Raw genomic sequence first — 21,755 nt, 5'->3', positions numbered from 1 at the left:
TGGAAATCTCCATGGTTTCTTTGCGTATTCTCATAGCCGAAGATGATAAGTTGAGTGCGACCCTGCTCAAGGTTCTGCTTGAGGCCGAGGGGCATGTCGTGTGCGGTGTAGCCAGCAGCGGGGCAAGTGCCGTGGAAGCTGCGCGCACCCTGCAACCGGATGCCGTGCTGATGGACATATTTCTCAGCGATGAGATCTCGGGCGTGGATGCGGCCCGCACCATAGTAACGGAACTGGCCATTCCCACGTTGTTCATCACGGGGGCATCCGACAAGGCTGTTCTGGAACAGGTGGTAGAAAGTGGTGCGCTTGGCCTGATCAAGAAGCCGGTCAGTGCGGATGAACTGCGCGTCAACCTGAGCATTTTGCGTCACCATCAGGCCATGAGGCAAAGATTGTGGGAACAGGCTGCGCGGTACAAGGGGTATTTTAATGATGCCCCGGTAGGCATGTATGTGGCCGACATGTCCGGAACGATTGTGGAGTGTAATGCTGCTTTGGCCCGTATGCTCGGGTATGATTCCCCGGCACAGTTGCAGGAGTCCGTACTTTCTGTGGACAGCCTGTACGAGGCGGCCGAACATAGAAGTATGATGCTCCGCTGCATGCGGACCGCCCCTGATTCGCCTCAGTCGCTACCCGCACGCTTGTATCTGCGCGGGGGCGGAACGTTGGACGTTATGGAGTATGCCGATTGCATGCCTGATGCCCAGGGCCGGGACGTTCACTACTGTTCCGTGCTTGTTCCGCGTTGCAGTGCCGGAGGAGGGGAGTCTGCCGAGCTGGACGTGTTGCGCAGCACCATTGACGCCATACCCGACATGGTTGTCATCATGGGAATGGACAGATCCGTTCTGGCGGCCAATAAAGCATTTTTCAAGCATGTGGGTGACGAAAGCGGCGGTGTGAACCTGTCTCTCTTTCCTTTTGCCGGCGACTCTGCGCCATGCAGCGGCGAATGCCCCTTTGCCCGTTTTCTTGCCGATGGCAAGGAGCATAGTGGCTGGGTGCGGTTTGTGCCGGATGGTCCGGAGTTCTATAACTCCGTTACCCCGCTACGCCTTGCCGACGGAACAGTACAGGGATGCGTGCAGATCTTCAGGCTGATGCCGTCCAGAAAATAAGGGTTTTTCATGCAACAATCCAAGCCCCCGCCCGGTGCGGGGGCTTTTCTTTTGCTGCGCATAGGTTTTGAGCAACTCTGGGCAGACTCCGGCTGTAAGTATTTGCTCAAAAAGGCGCAAACAGGGCGCAAGCGTCAAGAGGTGTTGTTCTGTGTGGTTTGTAAGCTTCCAGATGTCTTGACCGGTGTTTATTCGCTCATGGTGTGGCACAGTGTGTCGAATGAGAGTGATGTGTGGTTGAATGTTGTCCAGTGTTGATCATAGTTGATTATCGTGCCCAAACGAAGTTTATGTGAGCATTGTTGACAATAGTTGTTTTTGAGTGGTAATTGTCATGCGTAGCATCTGATAACCGTGGCTTGGTGAGTTGAGAGGACATGATCCCCCAGTTGTGTGTTCCTCGTTGTGTTGCTGCTCGTGCCAAGGCTGATTTGACAAGGGTTACTGCGCAACAATGACCAAACAGACGTACACATTGGGTGAGGCGGCCGAACTGTTGAGCTGCCACAAGGAGACCATCCGCAGGGCCATCAAGGATGGTACCCTGAGGGCTGCCAAGCTGGGTAGAGGCTACCGTGTTTCACGTGCCGATTTGGAGGCGTTCTGGAGTTCCATGGGCGGAGGTGCCCTGTTCGAGAAGACGGAGCAGGTGATTGAGCCTGAACCGGAACCCGAACCGGTGCAGGAAAAGCCGAAGAAGCCCAAAGGGCCGGAACAGCTAACCTTACCCACCTAAGTAAGGAGGAACGGGTATGAGCAATGAACAGGCAAAAGCCGTGATGGAGGAAATCACCCTGCTGAATGATGTTGGTGCCGACATCACGTTCAGGGGCAGATTGTACTCTGAAAGCTCATACTATGACGAAGAGACCGGCGTGATGACCCGCCAGCGGCTGTATGTGACGGACCAGAACCAGCAGGTGTATTCCATTGTCACCAGTGACGGTGTGAATAAGGACCGCCGCGTGTATCTGCTGCAGGTTGATGGCGAAATGTGCCGCATTAACAACGGCCTTTTCGACGTTACTGTGCAGCTTGATCTGCTCATGACCGCAGTGAAGGGGCTTTGCGGGCTGGATGGTTCCGGCCGTAGCGAAGAGTTCCTGCAGTCGCTTGAGCAGACGCTTAAGGCTGTTAATCAGTAGTGTGCGTCGGGCCTTCCGCCAGATCGGAAGGCCAACTGTCTTTTCGGGCGGCAAGTGCGGTGCCGCCTTTCGGCTTGTAGTTCGCGAGCCGCGCTTTTCTAGTCCTTTCTGTAAAGTGCTGTTTTCTGCATAGTGCGCCGTCCGGCGCATTTCTTTTTTCTCTCCCCATTGTCTATCTGTGCATCCAGGGCCCTGCTTTTTGCACTAATCCGTATTGGATACGTTTTGCAGGTCATATTCGACAGTGTTGCTGTTCTTCTCAGGTCGTCGGCAGATAATAATAATCGGTTTGCCATGGAAATGGCGCGCGATTTGGTGTATGTACACCGTAATCATGTAAAAACCGTCTGCCCGTGAGGAGAGGTATATGTCACTGAACAAGCAGTTTCTGAAGAGCCGTCCCGTGTGCAAGGTAAAATTTAGTCTGAACAAGGATGAAGCGAATGGTTGCAACGAACTGTTCGTCGTCGGCGATTTCAACGGATGGAATGAAAACGCCTGCCCCATGAAGAAAAACAAGGACGGTTCCTTCTCTGCGCTCGTGGAGCTGGAGACCGGCAAGGACTATCGTTTCCGCTATCTCAGCAAAGGTCAGTGGTATAATGATGCAGAAGCGGACAGGTACGAATACTGCTCCTTTGCCATGGCGGATAACTCGGTTATTTCGCTGTAAAAAACACCCCAACCTTGCCAATGCGCTTGTCGTCCTGTATTCAGGCTAGAATACAGGGGGACAATGCGTATTGTCTTTCGGGGTTGGTGGTAGTTTATGTCAGAAGTACAGAAAGACTTTGATATTCTGGAGCTTCCTCTGGAAGGAGTTGCCGCCTACTGGCTTTCACTGAAGAAGCTGGTGGGCAGCAAGCGTAATTTCAAGGCGCTGGAGGAAGAGGCCCAGTATACGACGGAACCGTTCGTACGACATCTGCTTGATGTCGGATTCTGCGGCTATTCCGACGACCGGGTGCGCATGTTGGCTCATGCCAAGATGGAAACCCTGCTTGGCGAGACCGCACGGCGGTTCAATCTTATGCGCGTGGCGATACTCGACGTTGCCACTGGCGAGAATCCGCACAGAACGTTGGCCAAACTGCTGGCCCAGTATCCTGCTCCCCCCATTTCGGAAGACAAGGCCAAGGCGTTATCCCAGGAGCTGCTCAAGCTTGTGCCCGAGCATCAGGCCGGACAGGAGCGTTTTTTCGACGTGGGACACAAGTCGCTGGATGATAAGCTCATCGTCACCCTGCTGTTCTACGTGCTGCTCTCGCGCCATGAAAGCAAGTCCGGCTGTCAGCCTTTGCTGGCCTATGTGTCCTCCCGCTACTTCAGGGAAGGGCTTTCCATGGTTATAGACGGGTTTGATGCCCCCTTCGTGCGCAAGTGGCTCAAGGAGCACAAGGCAGCGGTGCTTTCGGAAACCCGCCGTAAAATGCTCATGTCCACGGAGATGTGTGTGGCCATAGGCATGCGTCTTGAGTATGAAGACGTGTTCCGTGTGGCGCGTTCCTATATGCGGTAACAGACTGGCTACGCGGAGTGGGAAGGGTGATACGTTTACTGCTTTCAGGGCTGGCTGCCCTGAGACTTTTTTTCGGGATTTCACGAACCCGGATCAAACGCCTGCTGCAGGGAATACTGCTTGGCGTTGGTGCTCCTGTGGGCTGGCTGTTTCTGTCTCAGTGGATGGGGCTTGAAGCATGCGACGATTCATTCTGGTACTGGCTCTATGGATACATGGCCATCGGCACCATCTGTGTCTTTGCCGTGTTCGGCTATATTGTGGGCAGGCATGAGCAACGCTTTGCCGAACTCAGTTATCTCGATTCCCTCACCGGCCTCTGCAATCCCCGTTTCTTCCATATACGCTTCCGTCAGGAGGTTGCCCGCTGCGCCCGCCAGAAGAACCCGCTGGCGCTTATCATAGCGGACATTGATCATTTCAAGCGTGTGAACGACACCTATGGGCATCAGGTGGGTGACGAAGTTCTGCAAGCCGTAGCCCGCATCTTGCAAGACTGCGCCCGGGATTCGGACATGGTTGCCCGCGTAGGCGGGGAGGAGTTCGCCGTCCTGCTGCCGGACACGGATGTGGCTGGGGGCAAGGTTCTGGCTGAGCGAATGCGTTTGGCGGTTCAGGATACGCCTATCGCCGTGCATGGCGGGGAGAGCATACACATAACATCGTCGTTCGGTGTTTCCGTGCGCGCTGAACACCGTAACGAACCTGATGTCGTCTATGCCCTTGCGGACAGGGCGCTCTATGTGGCCAAGGCCGAAGGCAGAAACAGGGTGGTAGTCATGGATAATGTTTCAGACGCAGATGCAGAGAACCTCCGGAAGAAACCCAAAGGGGAAGCCTCATGACGATACCGGACAGTCCCTTGCGCTCCTTGCGTATCCTCATTGCCGATGAAAGTATGCTTAACCGCAGGATTTATACGGCCATGCTGGAGCGTCGCGGGCATACCGTGGTGTCCGTTGCAAAAGGGCGCGAGGTTTTGGCGGAGCTGCTTCGGGACGTCTTCGACGTTCTGGTCATGGATGCCGTGCTGCCGGAAATGGACGGCGTGGAGGCGACCGAGGCCATCCGCTCCTCGGTGACGGACAGGGTTGATGCCTCCATTCCCGTTATCGTTCTTTCGGGAAGCCAATCGGAGGGTGACCGGGAGCGGTTCATGAAAGCCGGCGTTGACGGTGTACTCATCAAGCCTGTGCGTATTACGGCTTTGCTGAAAACCGTGCGTGACGTCATGTTGCATAAGGGACGTCAGGTGGAGCCCGGGGGCGCTGAGGAAGTGGCTCAGGTTAAGGACGGCCAGTTGCGCCAGCTGGATTACATTCTTTCCGAATTCGGCCTTGAGAAAGACGACGTATATAGTTTGTATGCGCTTATGCAGGAATCTCTGCCCAGAGAATTTGCCGCGTTGAAGGTCGCCTCAGAGGAAGGCTGGCTTGAGGAAGTGGCCGAAGTGGCCCATTCCCTTGCCGGTTCTGCGCTCGACATCGTTGCGGATGGCCCGGCTCTGGTGGCCCGCGAGATTGAGTATGCCGCACGGAGCGGTGATGTGCAGGAGGCACGACAGCTCTGCGTGGAAATGGAACCGCAGGTAGTAAAGGTGTACGCCGAGATAGGGCGTCTTCTGGCGGAGTCCGCCTGATCAGGTTCCGACAGGCAGCGCGGCTCTTGTCTACCGGCACACCGTGTACTATGTACCCTGAACATTATTTCTGTGACGACATCATGCGGGGTGCTCTGCAGCCGTCCCGCTTCTCTACTATTTACGGCTATCCGGAGGATATGCATGACCAAGATGTACGGGTTTGAGCTTGTGGATGAACAACCGGTGGCGGAGCTTGCCTCCGTCGCGCGCTTGTGGCGACACACCGTGACCGGTGCCCAGCTCCTTTCCATGGTCAACAGCGACGAGAACAAGGTCTTCGGCGTTTCATTCCGCACTCCGCCCACGGATTCCACGGGGGTGGCGCATATTCTGGAACATTCCGTGCTTTGCGGTTCGGAAAAGTATCCGGTCAAGGAACCCTTTGTCGAACTGCTCAAGGGCTCGCTCCAGACCTTCCTGAACGCCTTTACCTATCCTGACAAGACTTGCTATCCCGTAGCCTCCACCAATCTTCAGGACTTTTACAACCTTGTGGACGTCTATCTGGACGCCTGCTTCTTTCCCCGTATCACGGAAGCCATCTTCCAGCAGGAAGGCTGGCATTATGAAGTGGACGGCGATGCTAAGCGCCTCAGCTACAAGGGCGTCGTGTTCAATGAGATGAAGGGCGTCTACAGCTCGCCGGACAGCGTGCTGGGAGAACAGTCGCAGCAGTCGCTGTTCCCCGACATCACCTACGGGCTGGATTCCGGCGGCAACCCTACCGCAATTCCGGATCTGACCTACGAGCAGTTCCACACCTTCCACGAGACTTACTACCACCCCTCCAACGGGCGTTTCTATTTCTGGGGGGATGATCCCGAGGAAGAGCGTCTTGCCATTCTCGGCAAGCTGCTTGATCGCTTCGGCCCGCTCAAGGTGGATTCCGCAGTGCCGCTGCAGCCTGCCTTTGATGCTCCCCGTTCGGCTGTCGTCGGTTATGCCGCCGGTCCCGCGCAGGATGAAGAGAGCAGGCGCGGCATGTTCACGGTGAACTGGCTGCTGCCGGAAACCGTGGAAGTGGAGCTCAACTTTGCCTTCCAGATGCTGGAGCACATCCTCATTGGCATGCCTGCATCCCCCTTGCGCAAGGTTCTCATCGAATCAGGACTCGGCGAGGATATTGCCGGCGTCGGGCTGGAATCCGAATTGCGTCAGATGTATTTTTCCACGGGCCTCAAGGGTATTGACCCTGAAGATGCCCCCAAGGTTGAAGCGCTTATCTTCGATACCCTGCGCGAGCTGGCGGAAAAGGGCATCGACCCTGCCTGCGTGGAAGCTGCCGTGAACACTGTGGAATTCTCTCTGCGCGAGAACAATACCGGCCGCTTCCCTGTGGGGCTTGCCGTTATGGTGCGTTCGCTCTCCACCTGGCTCTACGATGGTGATCCGTTGGCTCTGCTGGCCTTCGAAGCGCCGCTTGCCGCTATCAAACAGCGTCTTGCTGCCGGAGAGCGGGTGTTTGAGGAGCTTGTCACCTGCGCGTTCCTGACCAACAATCACCGGTCCACCGTATTGCTTGTTCCTGACGAGAAGCTGCAGGAAGTGCGCAAGCAGGAAGAGGAAGGACGTCTTGCCGCTGTCAGGGAGTCGCTTGATGGCCGTTCGCTGGAGGCCATTGAGGTCATGGCGGAGGACCTGCGGACCATGCAGGAGACGCCTGACGATCCTGAGGCCGTCGCGTCCATTCCCCGCGTGACCAAGGATGATCTGCCCCTGAAGAACAAGACCATCCCTGCCGAGTTTTCCGAAGTTTCCGGCGTCCGTGTCATGACGCATGATCTGCCCACGGGCGGTATCCTCTATGCCGATGTTACGTTCGATATGCTCGGTGTGGATGAGGCCATGCTTCCCTACGTGCCGCTGCTTGCCCGCTGCTTTACCGAGATGGGTACCGCGAAGCGCGATTTCGTGGAGCTGGGGATGCGCATTGCCGCCAAGACCGGTGGTATTGAAGGCGATATGCTTGTGACCACCGCGTTGCAGGACCGCGCTCCGGTGGTCAAGCTGCTTGTGAATGCGAAGGCGACCGTGGACAATGCGGAAGCTCTGTTCTCGTTGCTGGGTGAAGTCCTTCTGGAAGGACAGCTGGACGACAAGGAGCGTTTCCGTTCCATTCTGCTTGAAGAGAAGGCCAGAGCCGAGGAACAGCTTGTTCCAGCGGGCCATTCGGTTGTCATTTCCCGTCTGCGTTCCCACTTTGGCGTGGCTGGCTGGGTGACTGAGCTCACAGACGGCATCGCCTACCTGCAGTTCCTGCGCCGCATGGCTTCCAGTTTTGAAGTGGAGTGGCCGAACATTCTTGCCAACCTGAAGGCCGTGCGTGAAATGCTGGTGCGCCGGAACGGCGCGTTGATGAACATTACCGTGGATGATGCCGGATGGAAGAACGTTCTCCCGCATGCCGAGGCTTTTCTGGCTTCGTTGCCCGAACGGGAGAGTGCCGGTGCCGCGTGGTCCTTCTCTGCTGCCATGCTGCATGAGGCGTTTGCCATTCCCGCACAGGTCAACTATGTGGGCAAGGCTGCCAACCTGTATGAACTTGGCTACACCTATCACGGTTCCGCCAATGTCATTTTCAAGCACCTGCGCATGGGCTGGCTGTGGGACAAGGTGCGCGTGCAGGGCGGCGCTTACGGAGCGTTTGCCGCGTTTGACAGGGCCAGCGGCACCCTTGCACAGGTATCCTATCGCGATCCCAACCTGCTCAAGACTCTGGATGTCTATGACGCCTCTGCCGAGTACCTGCGCAACGTGAATCTCAGTGCCGATGAATTGGAAAAGGCCATCGTGGGGGCCATTGGCGAACTGGATGCCCACCTGCTGCCCGATGCCAAGGGGGCTGCTTCCATGGCGCGTTACTTCACAGGCGATACGGAAGAGCGGCGTCAGCAGATGCGTGACGAGATTCTTTCGACCTCGGTGGACGACTTCAGGGCCTTTGGCGCGATTCTGTCGGAAGCCGCGAACAAGGGGATTGTTTGTGTGCTGGGTGGCGCCGGAGTGAAAGAGGCTGCAGCCGATAAGGGCTGGCAGCTTGCCGAACTCCTGTAACGGAACGGGCATGTTGCGCTTTTGCCGCAGGCAGGGTAGCATGCCGCGATAATCACTCAGACGGGAAGAGCGTCAATGAAGGAACCATTACAGGTCTTTACAGAATATATTGGCAAGAACGGTCTGAAAGTTACCCCACAGCGTCTGCGCATTGTGGAGGTATTTCTTCGCGAAGCCGGTCACCTGACCACCGAGGAATTGTATGAGCGGGTCAAGGTGGTTGATAGTTCCGTAGGTCAGGCCACCGTATACCGTACCATGAAACTGCTCTGTGATTCCGGCATTGCCAAGGAAGTTCACTTTGGTGACGGTGTCGCCCGTTATGAGCAGAAATACGGCAGTGAGCATCATGACCACCTCATATGCGAAAACTGCGGCAAGAATCTTGAAGTCATTGACGAAGAGATTGAGCGTCTTCAGGAGGAACTAGCCGAACGGCACGGTTTCACCCTGACCAGTCATCGCATGTACCTCTACGGCATATGCGAGGACTGCAGGAACGCCAAATAGCAAAAAGATCGGGCGGGCGCCGAAAGGTGCCCGCCCTGTTTCATTGTTGTCCTGTTCCGCTTTCCTTTTGCCTTTTGCCGTATCGGAGTATGCATGTCTGCGGTGTCTGCCTTGCCCGTGCTTCCCGTTTTGCTGATCGAGCCCGTTGCCAGCAACTGTTCGCTTCTCACTCATTGGCTGAACGCGGCCGCAGAGGACCTTGGCATTGCCTGTGAAATATGCAGGTGCAGTGAGCCGGTGGTCGCGTCACGGCATCCCTCCCTTGTGTTCCTTTCCCCCATGATGGCTGAAGCTCTCGCCGGACAGTCAGGCTTTGCCGCTTGCCTGCTCTGGGTGCATGGTGGTTCCGGCGTGCTGCCGCAGGGCGCGCAGGCTGTGCCGTGGCCGGTGAAGAAGGAGCGCGCCAGAATGATTCTGGCCGAGGCGGCGGTGCGCATCGGCGTAGTTGGCAGGAATGATGAGGCCGGATGCCCCTTCGGGAATCAGGTGCCCGAGCCGCTGCTTTCCCTGATTCCACGGCTCGTGGAGACAGTGCATGAGCTTCTGGGGCAGTGTGAGATGCACATCCGTAACGGGGATAATGAGAATGCGGCCCGAGCCGCGCATTCGCTGAAGGGGGCTGCCCTGTCGTTCGGGCAGCAGATACTGGCGGAATGTGCCGAGGTTCTGAAGGACGCGGTTCAGGCAGGCAATGCGGAAGAAACGGCGCGCATGGCAGCCGTGTTGCGTTTGCTTGTGTACGGGGCGTAAGAACCGGACAGGCTTCCGGTCTGATTATGACGGCTAGAGCTCTTCCAGCAGGCCGTGGTCCATGGCGAAGGAGACGAGTGCGGCCGTATTGGTGACGGCGATTTTCTTCTTCAGGTTGGCCTTGTGTTTTTCCACGGTCTTGTGGCTGATACACAGTTTTTCCGCGATGGCCTTGTTGCCCATGCCGCCGGCAATGAGCTTGAGCACCTGCTGTTCTCTGTCACTGAGGGCATCCAGCGGACTCTCCTGCGAAATGGCCCCCTCCCTCCGATATTGTTCCACAAGATGACCTGAAAGGTCCGGGCTGATGTAGGCCTTGCCGAGCAATACGGTCTGTATGGCGCGTATCAGGTCTTCGCAGTTGGCTTTCTTGAGAATATACCCATCCACGCCAGCGTTCAGTGATTTGAACAGCATGCGGTCTTTGCTGTCTGCGGTCAGGGCGATGATCTTGGTATTCGGATAGCTTTTCTTGATCTGGCGGATGGCATCCGGGCCATCCATGTGCGGCAGGTGCAGGTCCATCAGAACGATGTCCGGCTTCTTTTCGGCGGTCATTTGCACGGCTTCAAGTCCGTCCGCAGCTTCCCCTACTATGGTGTAGCCTTCGCGGGCGGAAAGCAGAGCCCGGAGTCCTTGGCGGACGATATCGAGGTCTTCGACCAGAAGTATGCTTGTATCCATCTGTTTCTCTTAGAATAAACATTCCGCAGAAAAGGACTCGGCGTTGTAGTCTATTATGCTGGATTCCCTGCATAATGTAAAGAATTGTTACTGGCTGGGGCAAAACCCTACCATAAAAAGTGGGGTTTTGCCTAATAGCCACGGATTGGAAAAAAGGGCAGAAGGCAGTTGAAGGAAGGCAGCTGCCGCGAGATGGAAGCGGGTGTGGCTTTTCGGGATTTCTATTGGTGGCACGCTTCGGGAGACTGAAGCATTTTGGGGCGATCCTGACTACCCTTGGAGGGTAGTGGAAAGGGCGGTTGTATATACCGCCCTTCTTTTTTTGTTTGAAGATGATCCGGTGGGGATGGGCCTAGGCATGCAGCCAGCATCTGACATGATGCTCCGCCCCGCCTGTCAGCAGGGCCGGTTCTTCACTCCTGCATCGGTCAAAGGCGTGCGGGCAACGGTCGTTGAACTTGCAGCCACGGGGCAGTGCGTGCAGCGAGGGGACTGTGCCGGGAATTGCCTGCAGGCTTCTGGGCTTTTTTGCCGACAGGTTTCCCGTGCCCGGATGCACGGGCAGGGATTTGAGCAGCCCCTGTGTGTATGGATGCAGCGGGGTGCTGAAGAGTGAGTGCACCGGAGCCTGTTCCACAATTCTGCCCGCATACATGACAACAACGTCTTCCGCTGTTTCCGCCACAACCCCCAGATCGTGGGTGATGAGCATGAGCGCGGCTCCCGTACTCTGCGACATGTCTTTCATGAGATCCAGAATCTGTCCCTGAATGGTGACGTCAAGCGCGGTGGTGGGCTCGTCGGCAATGATCAGTCTCGGCGAGCAGGCCAGTGCCATGGCAATCATCACGCGCTGGCGCATGCCGCCGCTCATCTGGTGCGGATACTCCTCTGCACGGCGTTCCGGTGCGGGTATGCCCACCTTGCGCAGCAATTCGACAGCTTCACCCCATGCGCCGCGTTTGTCCGTCTTTTTGTGCAGGCGAATGACTTCGGCCACCTGTTCCCCCACCTTGAAGACGGGGTTGAGCGAGGTCATGGGTTCCTGAAAGATCATGGAGATATCGTTGCCGCGAACGGTGCGCATTTCCTTTTCGGACAGCGCAAGCAGGTCCTTGCCGTTGAACAGCACGCTTCCCGCAACGGTTTCACCGGCGGGCAGCGACAACAGGCGCATGATGGAAAGGGCCGTTACACTCTTGCCGCAGCCGGATTCTCCCACCAGCCCTAATGTCCGTCCTGCCCTGAGTGTGAAGCTTACGCCATCCACGGCCGTGACCGTGCCCTTGGCGGTATGAAACACCGTCGTCAGGTTCCGGACGTCCAGAAGCGGGGTGGATGTATCTTCAGTATTGGTCTCAGGGGCGTGGGTTTCCGGCATGGAGGCTCCTTTCAGCGATTGGCGACAAGCATTCCTGAAGCCCGCCATGCGGATGCATTGGGTTCAGGTGCTTGTGCTGTTGTGCCCGCAGCCGGAGGTTTTCGCAAGGGCGGACAGCCGAAAGGCGGTGCCGTCTTGCGTTTCGTGCAGTATCACGTTGATTTTCTGGCTTGTGCGGTGCTCATCCTCTTGATGTGGCGCTAAAAAGCGCATACTCTTACGTACGTTGAGATTTTCAGGTCTGACAGGCTGGTCTGCAGGCTGTTTCGGGGAGGTTCGGGAGAGATATGATGCGGTTCAGGGAGAATGCGCCGAAGGTAGTGCTTGTCACAGCCCGTAAGGAGCATGAAGATCAGGATAAAGCAGCTATTGCCCGTCAGAGGCTGGCTTTGGGGGCATCCTTTGCTTCCGGTATGGACGCCTTCGGGTACCTGTGCGCCAACCCTTGCGACCTCATTCTCTGCGACTCCAATATCGGCGACATGGACAGCCGCAGTTTCCTGCGCCTGCTCAAGAAGAACGCTACCCTCAAGCATGTTCCCGTGGTCATGGTCACGGCGGAGAATGACCGCAACGCCGTGCTGGACGCCATTGCCGCCGGATGCGCCGGATACATCCTTCGTCCCTATTCCGTGGATACCTTTGAACGCCACGTGGGCACCGCGCTCAAGCTGACCACGTTCACCGAAATTGAAGAGCAGCAGATCAGCGATGCCAAGCAGCTGCTCGCCATGGGACGTTACGACGACGCCATCGAGGAATTCGAAGAGATTCTCGCCCTGCACGAGGAGGCCCAGCAGTACTACGACATGGGCTGCCGCTATCTGCTTAAGCAGAAGTATGGCAAGGCCATTGTCTCCTTCAACAAGGCGCTCAAGATCAACGAGCTGTTCGCGGAGGCGTATCAGGGGCTTGCCGAGGCCTTCCGGGGCAAGGGCGATATGGAGCAGTACAAACGCTTCCTGAAGAGGGCGGCCGATACCTATGCGCAGTTCGACCGGCTGGAGGAGGTGAAGGAACTCTTCATCGACATCCTCAAGGTGGACAGCACAGCGGCCAACCCCTTCAATACGCTGGGCGTGAAGCTGCGTCGCAACGGCGACCTGCAGGGAGCGGTGCGTGCCTATCTGCAGGCGCTGGAGATTTCGCCGTCAGACGAGAACATTTATTTCAACCTTTCCAAAGCCTACTGCCTGCTGGAAGAGCGGGATAAGGGCATGGAAGCGCTTGTGACCGCCCTGCGCATCAATAGTGGTTTCGAGGAGGCGCGCGACCTTTACGGTCGCATGGCCGGGCAGCCATGGACCGGGGAGGGATTCGACGACCTTGTGGACAAGGTGGGACGATCCCGAGAGGGATCGGGATCCATTGTCGACCTATAGTGCATTTTCAGCCCCGCTCCGGCGGGGCTTTTTTTGTGGATTGTGGGTATCCGCAGAAAGCTGTGGAGGGAACTTTGTTTTCGTCATTCTCGAAGTTGACAAAAGGGTAAAAAAGAAGCGAGATTGGCCCCTCGCCGGAACCCGTCATCCGGCAGCGGCTCAGGTTGCCGAAGGTCTCAGATTCCCCTGGAGTGCATGAGGCATCACCTTTGAACATGGTTGACGAGATGGATTCTTCCAGCTTTCTGCAATACCTGTTTTCCGGCCTGACCGTGGGGGCGACGTACGGTCTTACGGGATTGGGGTTCACCATCATTTTCAATACCACAGGGCTCATCAACTTCGCACAGGGCGAGTTCGTGATGCTCGGTGGTATGCTGGCCGTCATCTGTCAGGCCATGCTGGGGCTGCCGCTGCCACTTTCGGTGGTGCTTGCGGTGCTCGGGGCCACCCTTGTGGGGGCTTTGGTGGAGCGCATTGCCATACGCCCCGTGCGGAACGCGCCGCCCATCAACCTTGTCATCATTACCATCGGTATTTCCATTCTCATCCGCAGTATCGTCATGCTGCTCTGGGACAAGGATACGCATGCTTTGCCGCATTTTTCCGGCACGGAGCCCATCCTGATCGGCGGGGCAGCGCTGATGCCGCAGAGTCTGTGGATTCTGGGCATTGCCGCCGTGGTGCTTTATGCTCTGCGCACCTTTTTCCGCAAATCCATCTTCGGTAAGGCCATGCTGGCCTGTTCCTACCAGCGCAAGGCCGCGTGGCTTGTGGGCATTGGCGTTGAACAGATGGTGCTGCTTTCATTCATGATCTCCGCCCTTGTGGGGGCTGTTGGGGGCGTGATTCTGGCGCCCATGACCATGACCTCCTTCGACGTGGGCATCCTGCTCGGGCTCAAGGGGTTTGCTGCCTGCATCCTCGGCGGTCTGGGCAATCCCTTCGGCGCTGCGGCGGGCGGGCTTGTGATCGGCGTGCTGGAATCCTTCGGGGCAGGGGTGATCTCCTCGGCCTACAAGGATGCGTTCGCCTTCATCATTCTCTTGCTGCTGCTCTTCGTGCGGCCCTCCGGTCTGTTCGGCAAGGCGGAGGTGAAGCGCGTATGATTTCCTCCGGTTTCCTTTCCCGTCTTGCGGGTGGCTCCCTGCTGCCGGTTGCCCTGTTCTTTGCGGCCATGCTCGCCATGCCCTATGTGCTGCCCAACCCCTACTATGTCAGCACGCTCACACTGGCCTGCATCAACGCCATCATCGTGGTGGGGCTGAATCTGCTGCTCGGCTTTGCGGGCCAGATATCCCTCGGCCATGCGGCCTTCTACGGCATTGCCGCCTACGCCACGGGTGTTGCCACCGCCACATACGGCCTCTCCATGGGCACGGGCTTTTTCATCGCTGTCGGGCTTGCCGCTGCGGTGGCCCTTGTGGTGGGCATTCCCACGCTCAAGCTCACGGGCCACTATCTGGCCATGGGCACCCTCGGCTTCGGCATCATCGTCTACATCTTCTTCAATGAATCCATCGAACTGACGGGCGGCCCCTCGGGTATGGTGGGCATCCCCCGCCTTGCGCTCTTCGGGCACGAGTTGTGGGAGGATACCGAATACTTCTATGTGGTTGCAGCGGCGCTCAGTCTCGTTTTGCTGCTGTCGCTGAACCTTATCCGTTCGCGTTTCGGCAGGGCGCTCATGGCCATTCACACCAGCGAGAAGGCGGCCATGTGCATCGGAGTGGACATTGCCCGCTACAAGCTGTTCGTCTTCGTGCTTTCCGCCGTGTATGCCGCGGTGGCTGGCTTTCTGTATGCGCATTATCTGGGCTTTGTGGCTCCTTCTTCCTTCGGGTTCCATTTCTCCGTGCAGCTCATCGTCATGGTGGTTGTGGGAGGGATGGCCTCGGTCTGGGGGGCGGTGGCCGGGGCCTTCTTCCTGACGGCGTTGCCCGAATTTCTGCGCGTGTTCGAGAATGTGGAAACGCTGATATACGGCGCGCTGCTGGTGTTGTGCATGATGTTTATGCCGCAGGGGCTGGTTGGTGGTCTGGGGGCTCTGGTCAGAAGGTTGCGTCGTCCCTTGCGCGGGAAGGCGGCTCCGGAGGAGGGTTCCCATGGCTGATATCCTGCTGCAGTGTGAGGGCATCGGGGTGCAGTTCGGCGGGGTGAAGGCCCTGCAGGGTGTGTCCTGCGCCATGGAGAAAGGGCACATTACGGCCATCATCGGCCCCAACGGCGCAGGCAAGACCACCTTGCTGAATGCCGTGACCGGCATGGTTGCCATGGCTTCGGGCTCCATTGTTCTGAACGGTGTGACAGTGGATTCCCTGCCGCCGCATGTGCGGGCGGGAAAGGGGATTCTGCGTACCTTCCAGAATCTTGAGGTCTTCACGAACATGACCGTTCTTGAGAACGTCATGGCCGGACGTCACCGCAAAGGGGCATACGGCGTGCTGGATGCCTTTTTCAAGACGCCGCGCTACCGCCGCGAAGAACGGGAATGTGCGGAAGAGGCCATGCGGGCTCTGGACTTTGTGGGGCTGGCGGAAATGGCCTCGTTGCCTGCGGGCGAACTTGCCTACGGTAATCAGCGCCTGCTCGAAATGGCCCGCGTCATCGTGGCGGACCCTGAGCTGCTGCTGCTCGACGAACCAGCCGCGGGCCTGAATATGCGTGAGACGCAGGAATTGGGACGGCTCATCAGGCGCATGCGCGATGATCTGGGCATTACGGTGGCACTGGTGGAGCATGACATGGAGCTGGTGATGGGAATCAGCGACAGTATTTACGTGCTTTGCTTCGGCGAACTTTTGGCTTCCGGTACACCGCTGGAGATACAGCGTAACCCCGCTGTCATTGCCGCCTACCTTGGTGATGACGATGAGCCGGAATGTCTGGAAAGCGGCGAAGGGGAGGTGTAGCATGCTGCGCTTGCGGAACGTGGACCTCGCCTACGGGCGCATTCAGGCGGTGCGCCGTGCTTCCCTGCATGTGGGCAGGGGAGAGATTGTGGCGCTCATCGGTGCCAACGGAGCGGGTAAGACTACAATGCTGACGGCCATATCGGGCCTCATGCGGCCTGCATCCGGGAATATAGAATTTGACGGAAAGGATATTACGCAGGCCAAGCCGGACGCCATTGTGCGGGCGGGCGTTTCCCACGTTCCCGAGGGCAGGCTGGTGTTCGGTCCCATGACCGTGGAGGACAATCTGCTGCTCGGTTCCTTCTGCAGGCACCGGCTGGGCAGGAAGGCGGACGTGCAGGATGACATCGATCAGGTCTACGCCATGTTCCCCCGTCTTGAAGAGCGCAGGCTGCAGCCTGCGGGCACCCTTTCCGGCGGGGAACAGCAGATGGTGGCCATCGGGCGCGCGCTCATGGCCAAGCCGAAGATGCTGTTGCTGGACGAACCGGGTATGGGGCTTGCCCCCACGGTGACGAAGGAAATTTTTCGGCATATCCTTAAATTGCGGGATGCGCTGGGGCTCACCGTCCTGCTGGTGGAACAGAACGCCCGTGCCGCATTGCGGATAGCCGACAGGGGCTACGTGCTGGAAACGGGGCGCATTCTCCTGCAGGGCCCCGCAGCGGAATTGCTGGCAAACAATGATGTGCAGCGCGCCTATCTTGGGCGCGATCTTGATCGGGAAGTGCAGCCGGAGCCTGCTGTCTGACGTGATTCCGGCCCCGGTCTGGCCCTGAATTGGCCCGGAACTGGCCGTGATCCTGCTTTGCATGCAGCATACCTAGCAGAGGTGATCGTTATGTTTTTTGAAAAAGATGCCGAGTGCATGGACAGGGAAGAGCTTGAGCAGCTTCAGCTTGAGCGTCTTCAGGCAACGCTGAACCGCGTGGCGCGCAATGTGCCGCTCTATCGGCAGCGGTTTGCCGAACTGGGCATTGACCCGGACGATTTCCGTTCGCTGGACGACCTGCGCAGGCTGCCTTTCACCACCAAACAGGACATCCGCGACAACTATCCTTATGGCCTGTTTGCCGTTCCGCTGCGCGATGTCGTGCGGCTGCAATCTTCTTCGGGCACAACGGGCAAGCCCATCGTGGTGGGCTATACGCGCAACGATCTCAAACGCTGGTCGCGTCTGGTGGCCCGCATTCTCGGCATGGGCGGCATGACGCGCGACGACGTGGTGCAGATAGCCTTCAACTACGGTTTGTTCACTGGCGGCTTCGGTCTTCATTACGGAGCGGAGGCGCTGGGCGCATCGGTTATTCCCAGCTCGGGTGGCAACGCCCGCAAGCAGATCATGATCATGCAGGACTACCGCACCACGGCTCTGTGCTGCACGCCGAGCTATGCCCTGCATCTGGCGGACACCATGGAAGAGATGGGCGTTAACCCTAACTCTCTGCACCTTAAATGGGGTCTCTTCGGCGCGGAGGCGTGGTCCGAGGCCATGCGCGATGAAATTCAGGCCCGCCTGAAAGTGACCGCCACTGACAACTACGGTATTTCGGAAGTCATGGGGCCGGGGGTTGCCGGGGAGTGTCTTGAGCGGCAGGGGCTGCATGTGAACGAGGATCATTTCCTTGTGGAGATCGTGCATCCTGAAACGGGAGAACCTGTTGCCGACGGCGAGGTGGGCGAACTGGTGCTCACCACGCTGACCAAGGAAGCTTTTCCCATGATCCGGTTCCGCACCGGCGACCTGACCCGCCTTGTGCCCGGGCGGTGCGGGTGTGGTCGCAGCTTCCGGCGTATTGCCCGTATCATCGGGCGTAGCGACGATATGCTGATCATTCGCGGCGTCAATGTCTTCCCCCTGCAGGTGGAGACCGTGCTCTTCGCAATGGAAGGTGCGGAGCCGCATTATCAGATCGTTCTGGAGCGGGAAGGGCGTCTCGACAAGGCGACGGTGTATCTGGAGGTTTCCGAGAACCTGCTTTTCGACCGTATGCGCGTTGCGCGCGAGGCGCTGGAAGGCATCAAGCGGAAGCTGGCCTCCGAGCTTGGCGTTTCCATGGACGTGGTCTTTGTGGGCCGCAAGACGCTGGAACGGACGGAAGGCAAGATTCGTCGGGTGGTGGACAAGCGACAGCTGTAATCCGCGGGCTGGTGGTCTGGAGAAGAGGAAGGGCGCAGGGCGGTTCCGTTTGTTCAGCAGAATTTCAGGCAAGAATTACAGATGGTTTTCGTTGTACATGCAACGAAGAAGAGGAAGCTTCATGGGCTTCCTTTTTTTTTGAATTTTGTCCGAAAATGTGACCTGCGTCATGACACCATGGGCGATGATAATTATTTTCAATTCAGAGGCTGAGGAACTTGACAATCATTTTCAACTGGAATAGTAGGAAGTCACGTTTTCGGAGGAACTTCATGAGTTGTTGTACATTGGACAAGGTACCTGCCGGCAGCAAGGCCACCATCAAGGGCTATTGCGGCTGTTCCAGAGAGAGGGGCAGACTCTGCGCGCTGGGCATTACGCCCGGTACCGTTGTGGAAGTCTGCGGCCCCTGCAGCGTCAAGGTGCGTGAGGCGTGCGTGGCGCTGGGAATGGAAATGGCAGAACAGGTAACTTGCGAACCTCTCGAAAACGATCCCCGCGCCTGAGGGACGGGGAGCTTGACACCGGCCCCCGCAGAACGGGGGAAGGAGTTTTGACATGTGGGATACCCTTGCGGTTGCCCTGATAGTAGTAGCTGCCGCTGCGTATTTGATCAGAAGACAGCTTACGAAGAAGCCTTCTGACGGATGCGGTTGCTCAGGCGGTTGCGGTGGCTGCGGTTCGGCCCGGCACATCCGTTCGGATGAACGCGAAATCAAGCCCGTGAACCACTCTTGTGGTTGTGGCGGTAGCTGCGGCGGGCAATAGTTAACGACGGTTTCCGGTTTCGTTGCCATCTCCGAAAACGTTCGTGCACAAGGTGCACTTTTTTTGGCAACTTAATTGAAAACGATTTTCAACATCATTTGATGAAAAGATAGCGCGGTGTCAGCGTTGCCATGGTTCGGCAGCGAGGCATGCGAGGAGACAGTATGTCCATTATTCTCCCTCTTCGGGAACTCAAGGTAGGGCAGAAGGCAAAGATTCACAGCGTAACCGCGTCCGGTGAACTGGGACGCAGAATTCGCGACATGGGGCTCATCTCCGGAGCGGAGATCGAAATCACCGGTCGTGCTCCCCTGCGTGACCCCGTGGCATTGCGGCTTATAGGGTTCACCCTTTCGCTGCGTAACAACGAGGCCGACTACATTACCGTTGAACTGCTGTAACCTGATCCGCCTAGGGAAGACAGGAAGTATATAATGTCCAGAAAGTTAACCGTTGCACTTGCCGGTAACCCCAACTCCGGCAAGACCACCGCGTTCAATGCCATCACCGGTGCCCGTCAGCATGTGGGCAACTATCCCGGTATCACCGTAGACAAGAAGCAGGGTTCCGCGTTTGTGGACGGGCGTGAAGTACAGGTCATCGACCTGCCCGGCACGTACTCACTGACTGCATACACCATGGAAGAGGTTGTCGCCCGCAGTGTTGTGGCCGATGAACGCCCCGACATGGTCATAGACGTGGCCAACGCAGGCGCGCTTGAGCGTAACCTGTATCTGGCCGTGCAGCTCATGGAAATGGGTGCCCCCCTCACCATCGCCCTGAACATGATGGACGAGGCAAGAAAGCAGGGCATCCGCATCGATGCCCGCAAGCTGCAGTCCCTGCTGGGCGTGCCCGTGGTTGAAACCGTGGCCCGTACCGGCGAGGGCATAGAATCCCTCATGCTGACTGCCGTGGCCAATGCCGACAGGCAGGCGGGCAAACCGTGGGAGCCGCTGACCATTTCCTATGGTCCGGACCTTGATCCGGTGCTGGAAGAGATGGTGGCCCTGATCAACCGCGAACAGTTCCTCACCGACCGCTATCCCGCCCGTTGGGTGGCCATCAAGTATCTTGAGAACGATGAGGAAATTCAGCGCATCGGCCGCCCCTTAGGGGCTGTGGCCGCAGAGCTGGAAGCCCGCGCTAGGGAAGTGGCCGAGCACCTTGAGGCGACCCTGAAAACCTATCCCGAAGCGGTTATCGCTGACTACCGCTACGGCTACATTTCCTCCATCCTGCGTCAGGGCGTTGTGTCCCGCCTTGATGCGCTGGAAGACCGTCTTGCCGTTTCCGACAAGATCGACCAAGTGCTCACGCACCGCATGTTCGGCCCGCTCATCATGCTCGGCATGCTGTTCCTCATCTATCAGGTGACCTTCAGCATCGGCGAGATTCCCATGGGGTGGGTGGAAGCCTTCTTCGGCTGGCTGAATGAAGCCGTATCGAACATCCTGCCGGACGGCATGCTCAAGTCCCTTATCGTTTCCGGCGTCATCGACGGCGTGGGCGGTGTCATGGGCTTTGTGCCGCTGATCATGCTCATGTTCATGCAGATCGCGTTTCTGGAAGACTCCGGCTACATGGCCCGAATCGCCTACATGCTCGACCGCGTGTTCCGCTTCTTCGGCCTGCACGGTTGTTCTGTCATGCCCTTCATTGTTTCCGGCGGTATTGCCGGTGGTTGCGCCGTGCCCGGCGTCATGGCCTCGCGTACCCTGCGCAGCCCCAAGGAAAAGCTGGCAACGCTGCTGACCGCGCCCTTCATGGCCTGCGGCGCCAAGCTGCCTGTTTTCCTGCTCATCGTGGGCGTGTTCTTTGAAGAGCATCAGGCTGGCGTCATGTTCTCGCTCACGCTGGTGGGCTGGGTCTCCGCATTGCTGGTTGCCAAGTTGTTGCGTTCCACCGTCATCCGTGGCGAGGCGACTCCCTTCGTCATGGAATTGCCCCCGTACCGCGTTCCCACCTTCCGCGGGCTCATGATCCATACCTGGGAGCGTACCTGGCAGTATATCAAGAAGGCCGGTACCGTCATTCTGGCCATCTCCATCCTGCTGTGGCTCGCCATGACCTTCCCCAAGCTTTCCGTGGATCAGCTGGCCACCTTTGAAACGCAGCGCACAGAAATCAGTGCCCAGCTCGAAGCCGCAAAGGCCGAAGGCAAGGAAATCGCCAAGTTTGAAGAAAAGCTGACGGAAGTGGACAACCTTGAAAGCGAGGAAGCCCTGCGCAACTCCGTTGCAGGTCGCATCGGCATCGCCATCGAACCCCTGACCAAGTGGGCGGGTTTTGAGTGGCGCACAAACATCGCGCTGGTGGGCGGCTTTGCAGCCAAGGAAGTCATCGTCTCCACCCTCGGTACCGCATACTCTCTGGGTGAAGTGGACGTGGAAGAAGCGCAGCCTCTTGCTGAGCGTATCGCCAACGACCCGCACTGGACTCCGGCCAACGCCGTATCCCTGCTGCTCTTCGTGCTGCTCTACGCCCCTTGCTTCGTGACCGTGGTCGCCATCAAGCAGGAAGCTGGTTCGTGGGGTTGGGCAATCTTCTCCACGGTGTTCAACACGGCCTTCGCCCTTGCGCTGGCCACCGCCGTATATCAGTTGGGCTCGCTGTAGACCTTCGGGCTACTCCCGACAACTCACGGACTCATGCATGAATAAGGCCGCCGTTCCAACAGGAGCGGCGGCCTTTGTTTTGCGTCAGGCTGGGTACGGCAGAGAGGGGGTATATGTCTGCAT

General features: G+C 57.8%; 23 protein-coding genes. 21 read left to right on the top strand and 2 right to left on the bottom strand.

Annotated features, from left to right (window positions below; genetic code table 11):
* The first annotated feature begins 11 nt into the window (after positions 1-11).
* The 11 genes from N1030_RS08710 to N1030_RS08660 all read left to right on the top strand — a co-directional run bounded on the left by N1030_RS08710 (position 12) and on the right by N1030_RS08660 (position 9,744).
* Entirely contained in the window at positions 12-1,124 is a 1,113-nt protein-coding gene (locus N1030_RS08710) for a response regulator (protein WP_265828903.1), read from the top strand.
* A 9-nt stretch (positions 1,125-1,133) separates the two neighbouring features.
* Positions 1,134-1,382 (top strand): hypothetical protein, encoded by a 249-nt coding sequence (locus N1030_RS08705; RefSeq protein WP_265828902.1) that lies wholly within the window; start codon positions 1,134-1,136, stop codon positions 1,380-1,382.
* 196 nt (positions 1,383-1,578) lie between these two features.
* Positions 1,579-1,860: a helix-turn-helix domain-containing protein gene (locus tag N1030_RS08700; RefSeq protein WP_265828901.1), complete on the top strand. Its 282-nt coding sequence runs from the start codon at positions 1,579-1,581 to the stop codon at positions 1,858-1,860.
* A gap of 16 nt (positions 1,861-1,876) precedes the next feature.
* Positions 1,877-2,269, top strand: a complete 393-nt coding sequence (locus tag N1030_RS08695) for a hypothetical protein (RefSeq protein ID WP_265828900.1) — start codon at positions 1,877-1,879, stop codon at positions 2,267-2,269.
* A 367-nt stretch (positions 2,270-2,636) separates the two neighbouring features.
* The gene (locus N1030_RS08690) at positions 2,637-2,942 is read left to right on the top strand and encodes an isoamylase early set domain-containing protein (RefSeq protein WP_265828899.1); all 306 of its coding nucleotides are present in this window, start codon (positions 2,637-2,639) and stop codon (positions 2,940-2,942) included.
* A 96-nt stretch (positions 2,943-3,038) separates the two neighbouring features.
* A complete protein-coding gene (locus N1030_RS08685) occupies positions 3,039-3,788 on the top strand; it encodes a hypothetical protein (protein WP_265828898.1) in 750 nt (249 codons plus the stop codon).
* Positions 3,789-3,814: 26 nt separating this feature from the next.
* Positions 3,815-4,633 carry a GGDEF domain-containing protein gene (locus tag N1030_RS08680; RefSeq protein ID WP_265828897.1) on the top strand — a complete coding sequence of 273 codons (819 nt, stop codon included), beginning with the start codon at positions 3,815-3,817 and terminating at the stop codon, positions 4,631-4,633.
* Positions 4,630-5,427: a response regulator gene (locus N1030_RS08675; protein WP_265828896.1), complete on the top strand. Its 798-nt coding sequence runs from the start codon at positions 4,630-4,632 to the stop codon at positions 5,425-5,427. Before N1030_RS08680 ends, N1030_RS08675 begins: the two co-directional genes overlap by 4 nt.
* Positions 5,428-5,571: 144 nt before the next feature.
* Positions 5,572-8,484 carry an insulinase family protein gene (locus N1030_RS08670; protein WP_265828895.1) on the top strand — a complete coding sequence of 971 codons (2,913 nt, stop codon included), beginning with the start codon at positions 5,572-5,574 and terminating at the stop codon, positions 8,482-8,484.
* Positions 8,485-8,559: 75 nt separating this feature from the next.
* Positions 8,560-8,994, top strand: coding sequence for a Fur family transcriptional regulator (locus N1030_RS08665; RefSeq protein ID WP_265828894.1), 435 nt, complete (start codon positions 8,560-8,562; stop codon positions 8,992-8,994).
* 93 nt (positions 8,995-9,087) lie between these two features.
* Positions 9,088-9,744, top strand: a complete 657-nt coding sequence (locus tag N1030_RS08660) for an Hpt domain-containing protein (protein ID WP_265828893.1) — start codon at positions 9,088-9,090, stop codon at positions 9,742-9,744.
* A gap of 33 nt (positions 9,745-9,777) precedes the next feature.
* Here N1030_RS08660 and N1030_RS08655 read toward each other — a convergent pair whose 3' ends face one another.
* Both N1030_RS08655 and N1030_RS08650 read right to left on the bottom strand, forming a co-directional pair.
* Positions 9,778-10,428 carry a response regulator gene (locus N1030_RS08655; RefSeq protein WP_265828892.1) on the bottom strand — a complete coding sequence of 217 codons (651 nt, stop codon included), beginning with the start codon at positions 10,426-10,428 and terminating at the stop codon, positions 9,778-9,780.
* A gap of 352 nt (positions 10,429-10,780) precedes the next feature.
* Positions 10,781-11,809: an ABC transporter ATP-binding protein gene (locus tag N1030_RS08650; protein WP_265828891.1), complete on the bottom strand. Its 1,029-nt coding sequence runs from the start codon at positions 11,807-11,809 to the stop codon at positions 10,781-10,783.
* A 287-nt stretch (positions 11,810-12,096) separates the two neighbouring features.
* On the opposite strand from N1030_RS08650, the gene N1030_RS08645 reads away from it, so the two are divergent.
* From N1030_RS08645 to feoB, 10 genes are all read left to right on the top strand, one after another.
* Entirely contained in the window at positions 12,097-13,191 is a 1,095-nt protein-coding gene (locus N1030_RS08645; RefSeq protein ID WP_265828890.1) for a tetratricopeptide repeat protein, read from the top strand.
* 215 nt (positions 13,192-13,406) lie between these two features.
* The gene (locus N1030_RS08640; protein WP_265828888.1) at positions 13,407-14,300 is read left to right on the top strand and encodes a branched-chain amino acid ABC transporter permease; all 894 of its coding nucleotides are present in this window, start codon (positions 13,407-13,409) and stop codon (positions 14,298-14,300) included.
* On the top strand, positions 14,297-15,304 hold the full coding sequence (locus N1030_RS08635; protein ID WP_265828887.1) for a branched-chain amino acid ABC transporter permease: 1,008 nt from the start codon (positions 14,297-14,299) through the stop codon (positions 15,302-15,304). The genes N1030_RS08640 and N1030_RS08635 overlap by 4 nt, the downstream gene beginning before the upstream one ends.
* The gene (locus N1030_RS08630; protein ID WP_265828886.1) at positions 15,297-16,103 is read left to right on the top strand and encodes an ABC transporter ATP-binding protein; all 807 of its coding nucleotides are present in this window, start codon (positions 15,297-15,299) and stop codon (positions 16,101-16,103) included. The genes N1030_RS08635 and N1030_RS08630 overlap by 8 nt, the downstream gene beginning before the upstream one ends.
* 1 nt (position 16,104) lies before the next feature.
* A complete protein-coding gene (locus tag N1030_RS08625; protein ID WP_265828885.1) occupies positions 16,105-16,857 on the top strand; it encodes an ABC transporter ATP-binding protein in 753 nt (250 codons plus the stop codon).
* A 90-nt stretch (positions 16,858-16,947) separates the two neighbouring features.
* Positions 16,948-18,246, top strand: a complete 1,299-nt coding sequence (locus N1030_RS08620) for a phenylacetate--CoA ligase family protein (protein ID WP_265828883.1) — start codon at positions 16,948-16,950, stop codon at positions 18,244-18,246.
* 272 nt (positions 18,247-18,518) lie between these two features.
* Positions 18,519-18,752 carry a FeoA family protein gene (locus N1030_RS08615; protein WP_265828882.1) on the top strand — a complete coding sequence of 78 codons (234 nt, stop codon included), beginning with the start codon at positions 18,519-18,521 and terminating at the stop codon, positions 18,750-18,752.
* Between the two features lie 52 nt (positions 18,753-18,804).
* Positions 18,805-19,014 carry a FeoB-associated Cys-rich membrane protein gene (locus tag N1030_RS08610; RefSeq protein WP_265828881.1) on the top strand — a complete coding sequence of 70 codons (210 nt, stop codon included), beginning with the start codon at positions 18,805-18,807 and terminating at the stop codon, positions 19,012-19,014.
* 164 nt (positions 19,015-19,178) lie between these two features.
* On the top strand, positions 19,179-19,415 hold the full coding sequence (locus tag N1030_RS08605; RefSeq protein WP_265828880.1) for a FeoA family protein: 237 nt from the start codon (positions 19,179-19,181) through the stop codon (positions 19,413-19,415).
* Between the two features lie 33 nt (positions 19,416-19,448).
* Complete coding sequence (feoB, locus tag N1030_RS08600; protein WP_265828879.1) at positions 19,449-21,632, top strand: ferrous iron transport protein B; 2,184 nt, start codon at positions 19,449-19,451, stop codon at positions 21,630-21,632.
* The last annotated feature ends 123 nt before the right edge of the window (positions 21,633-21,755 follow it).

Source organism: Desulfovibrio mangrovi (genome assembly GCF_026230175.1).
GTDB classification, from domain to species: Bacteria; Desulfobacterota; Desulfovibrionia; order Desulfovibrionales; family Desulfovibrionaceae; genus Halodesulfovibrio; species Halodesulfovibrio mangrovi.
The sequence above is the reverse complement of the archived record's forward strand: the minus strand, read 5'-3'. Positions and strand labels throughout refer to the sequence as shown.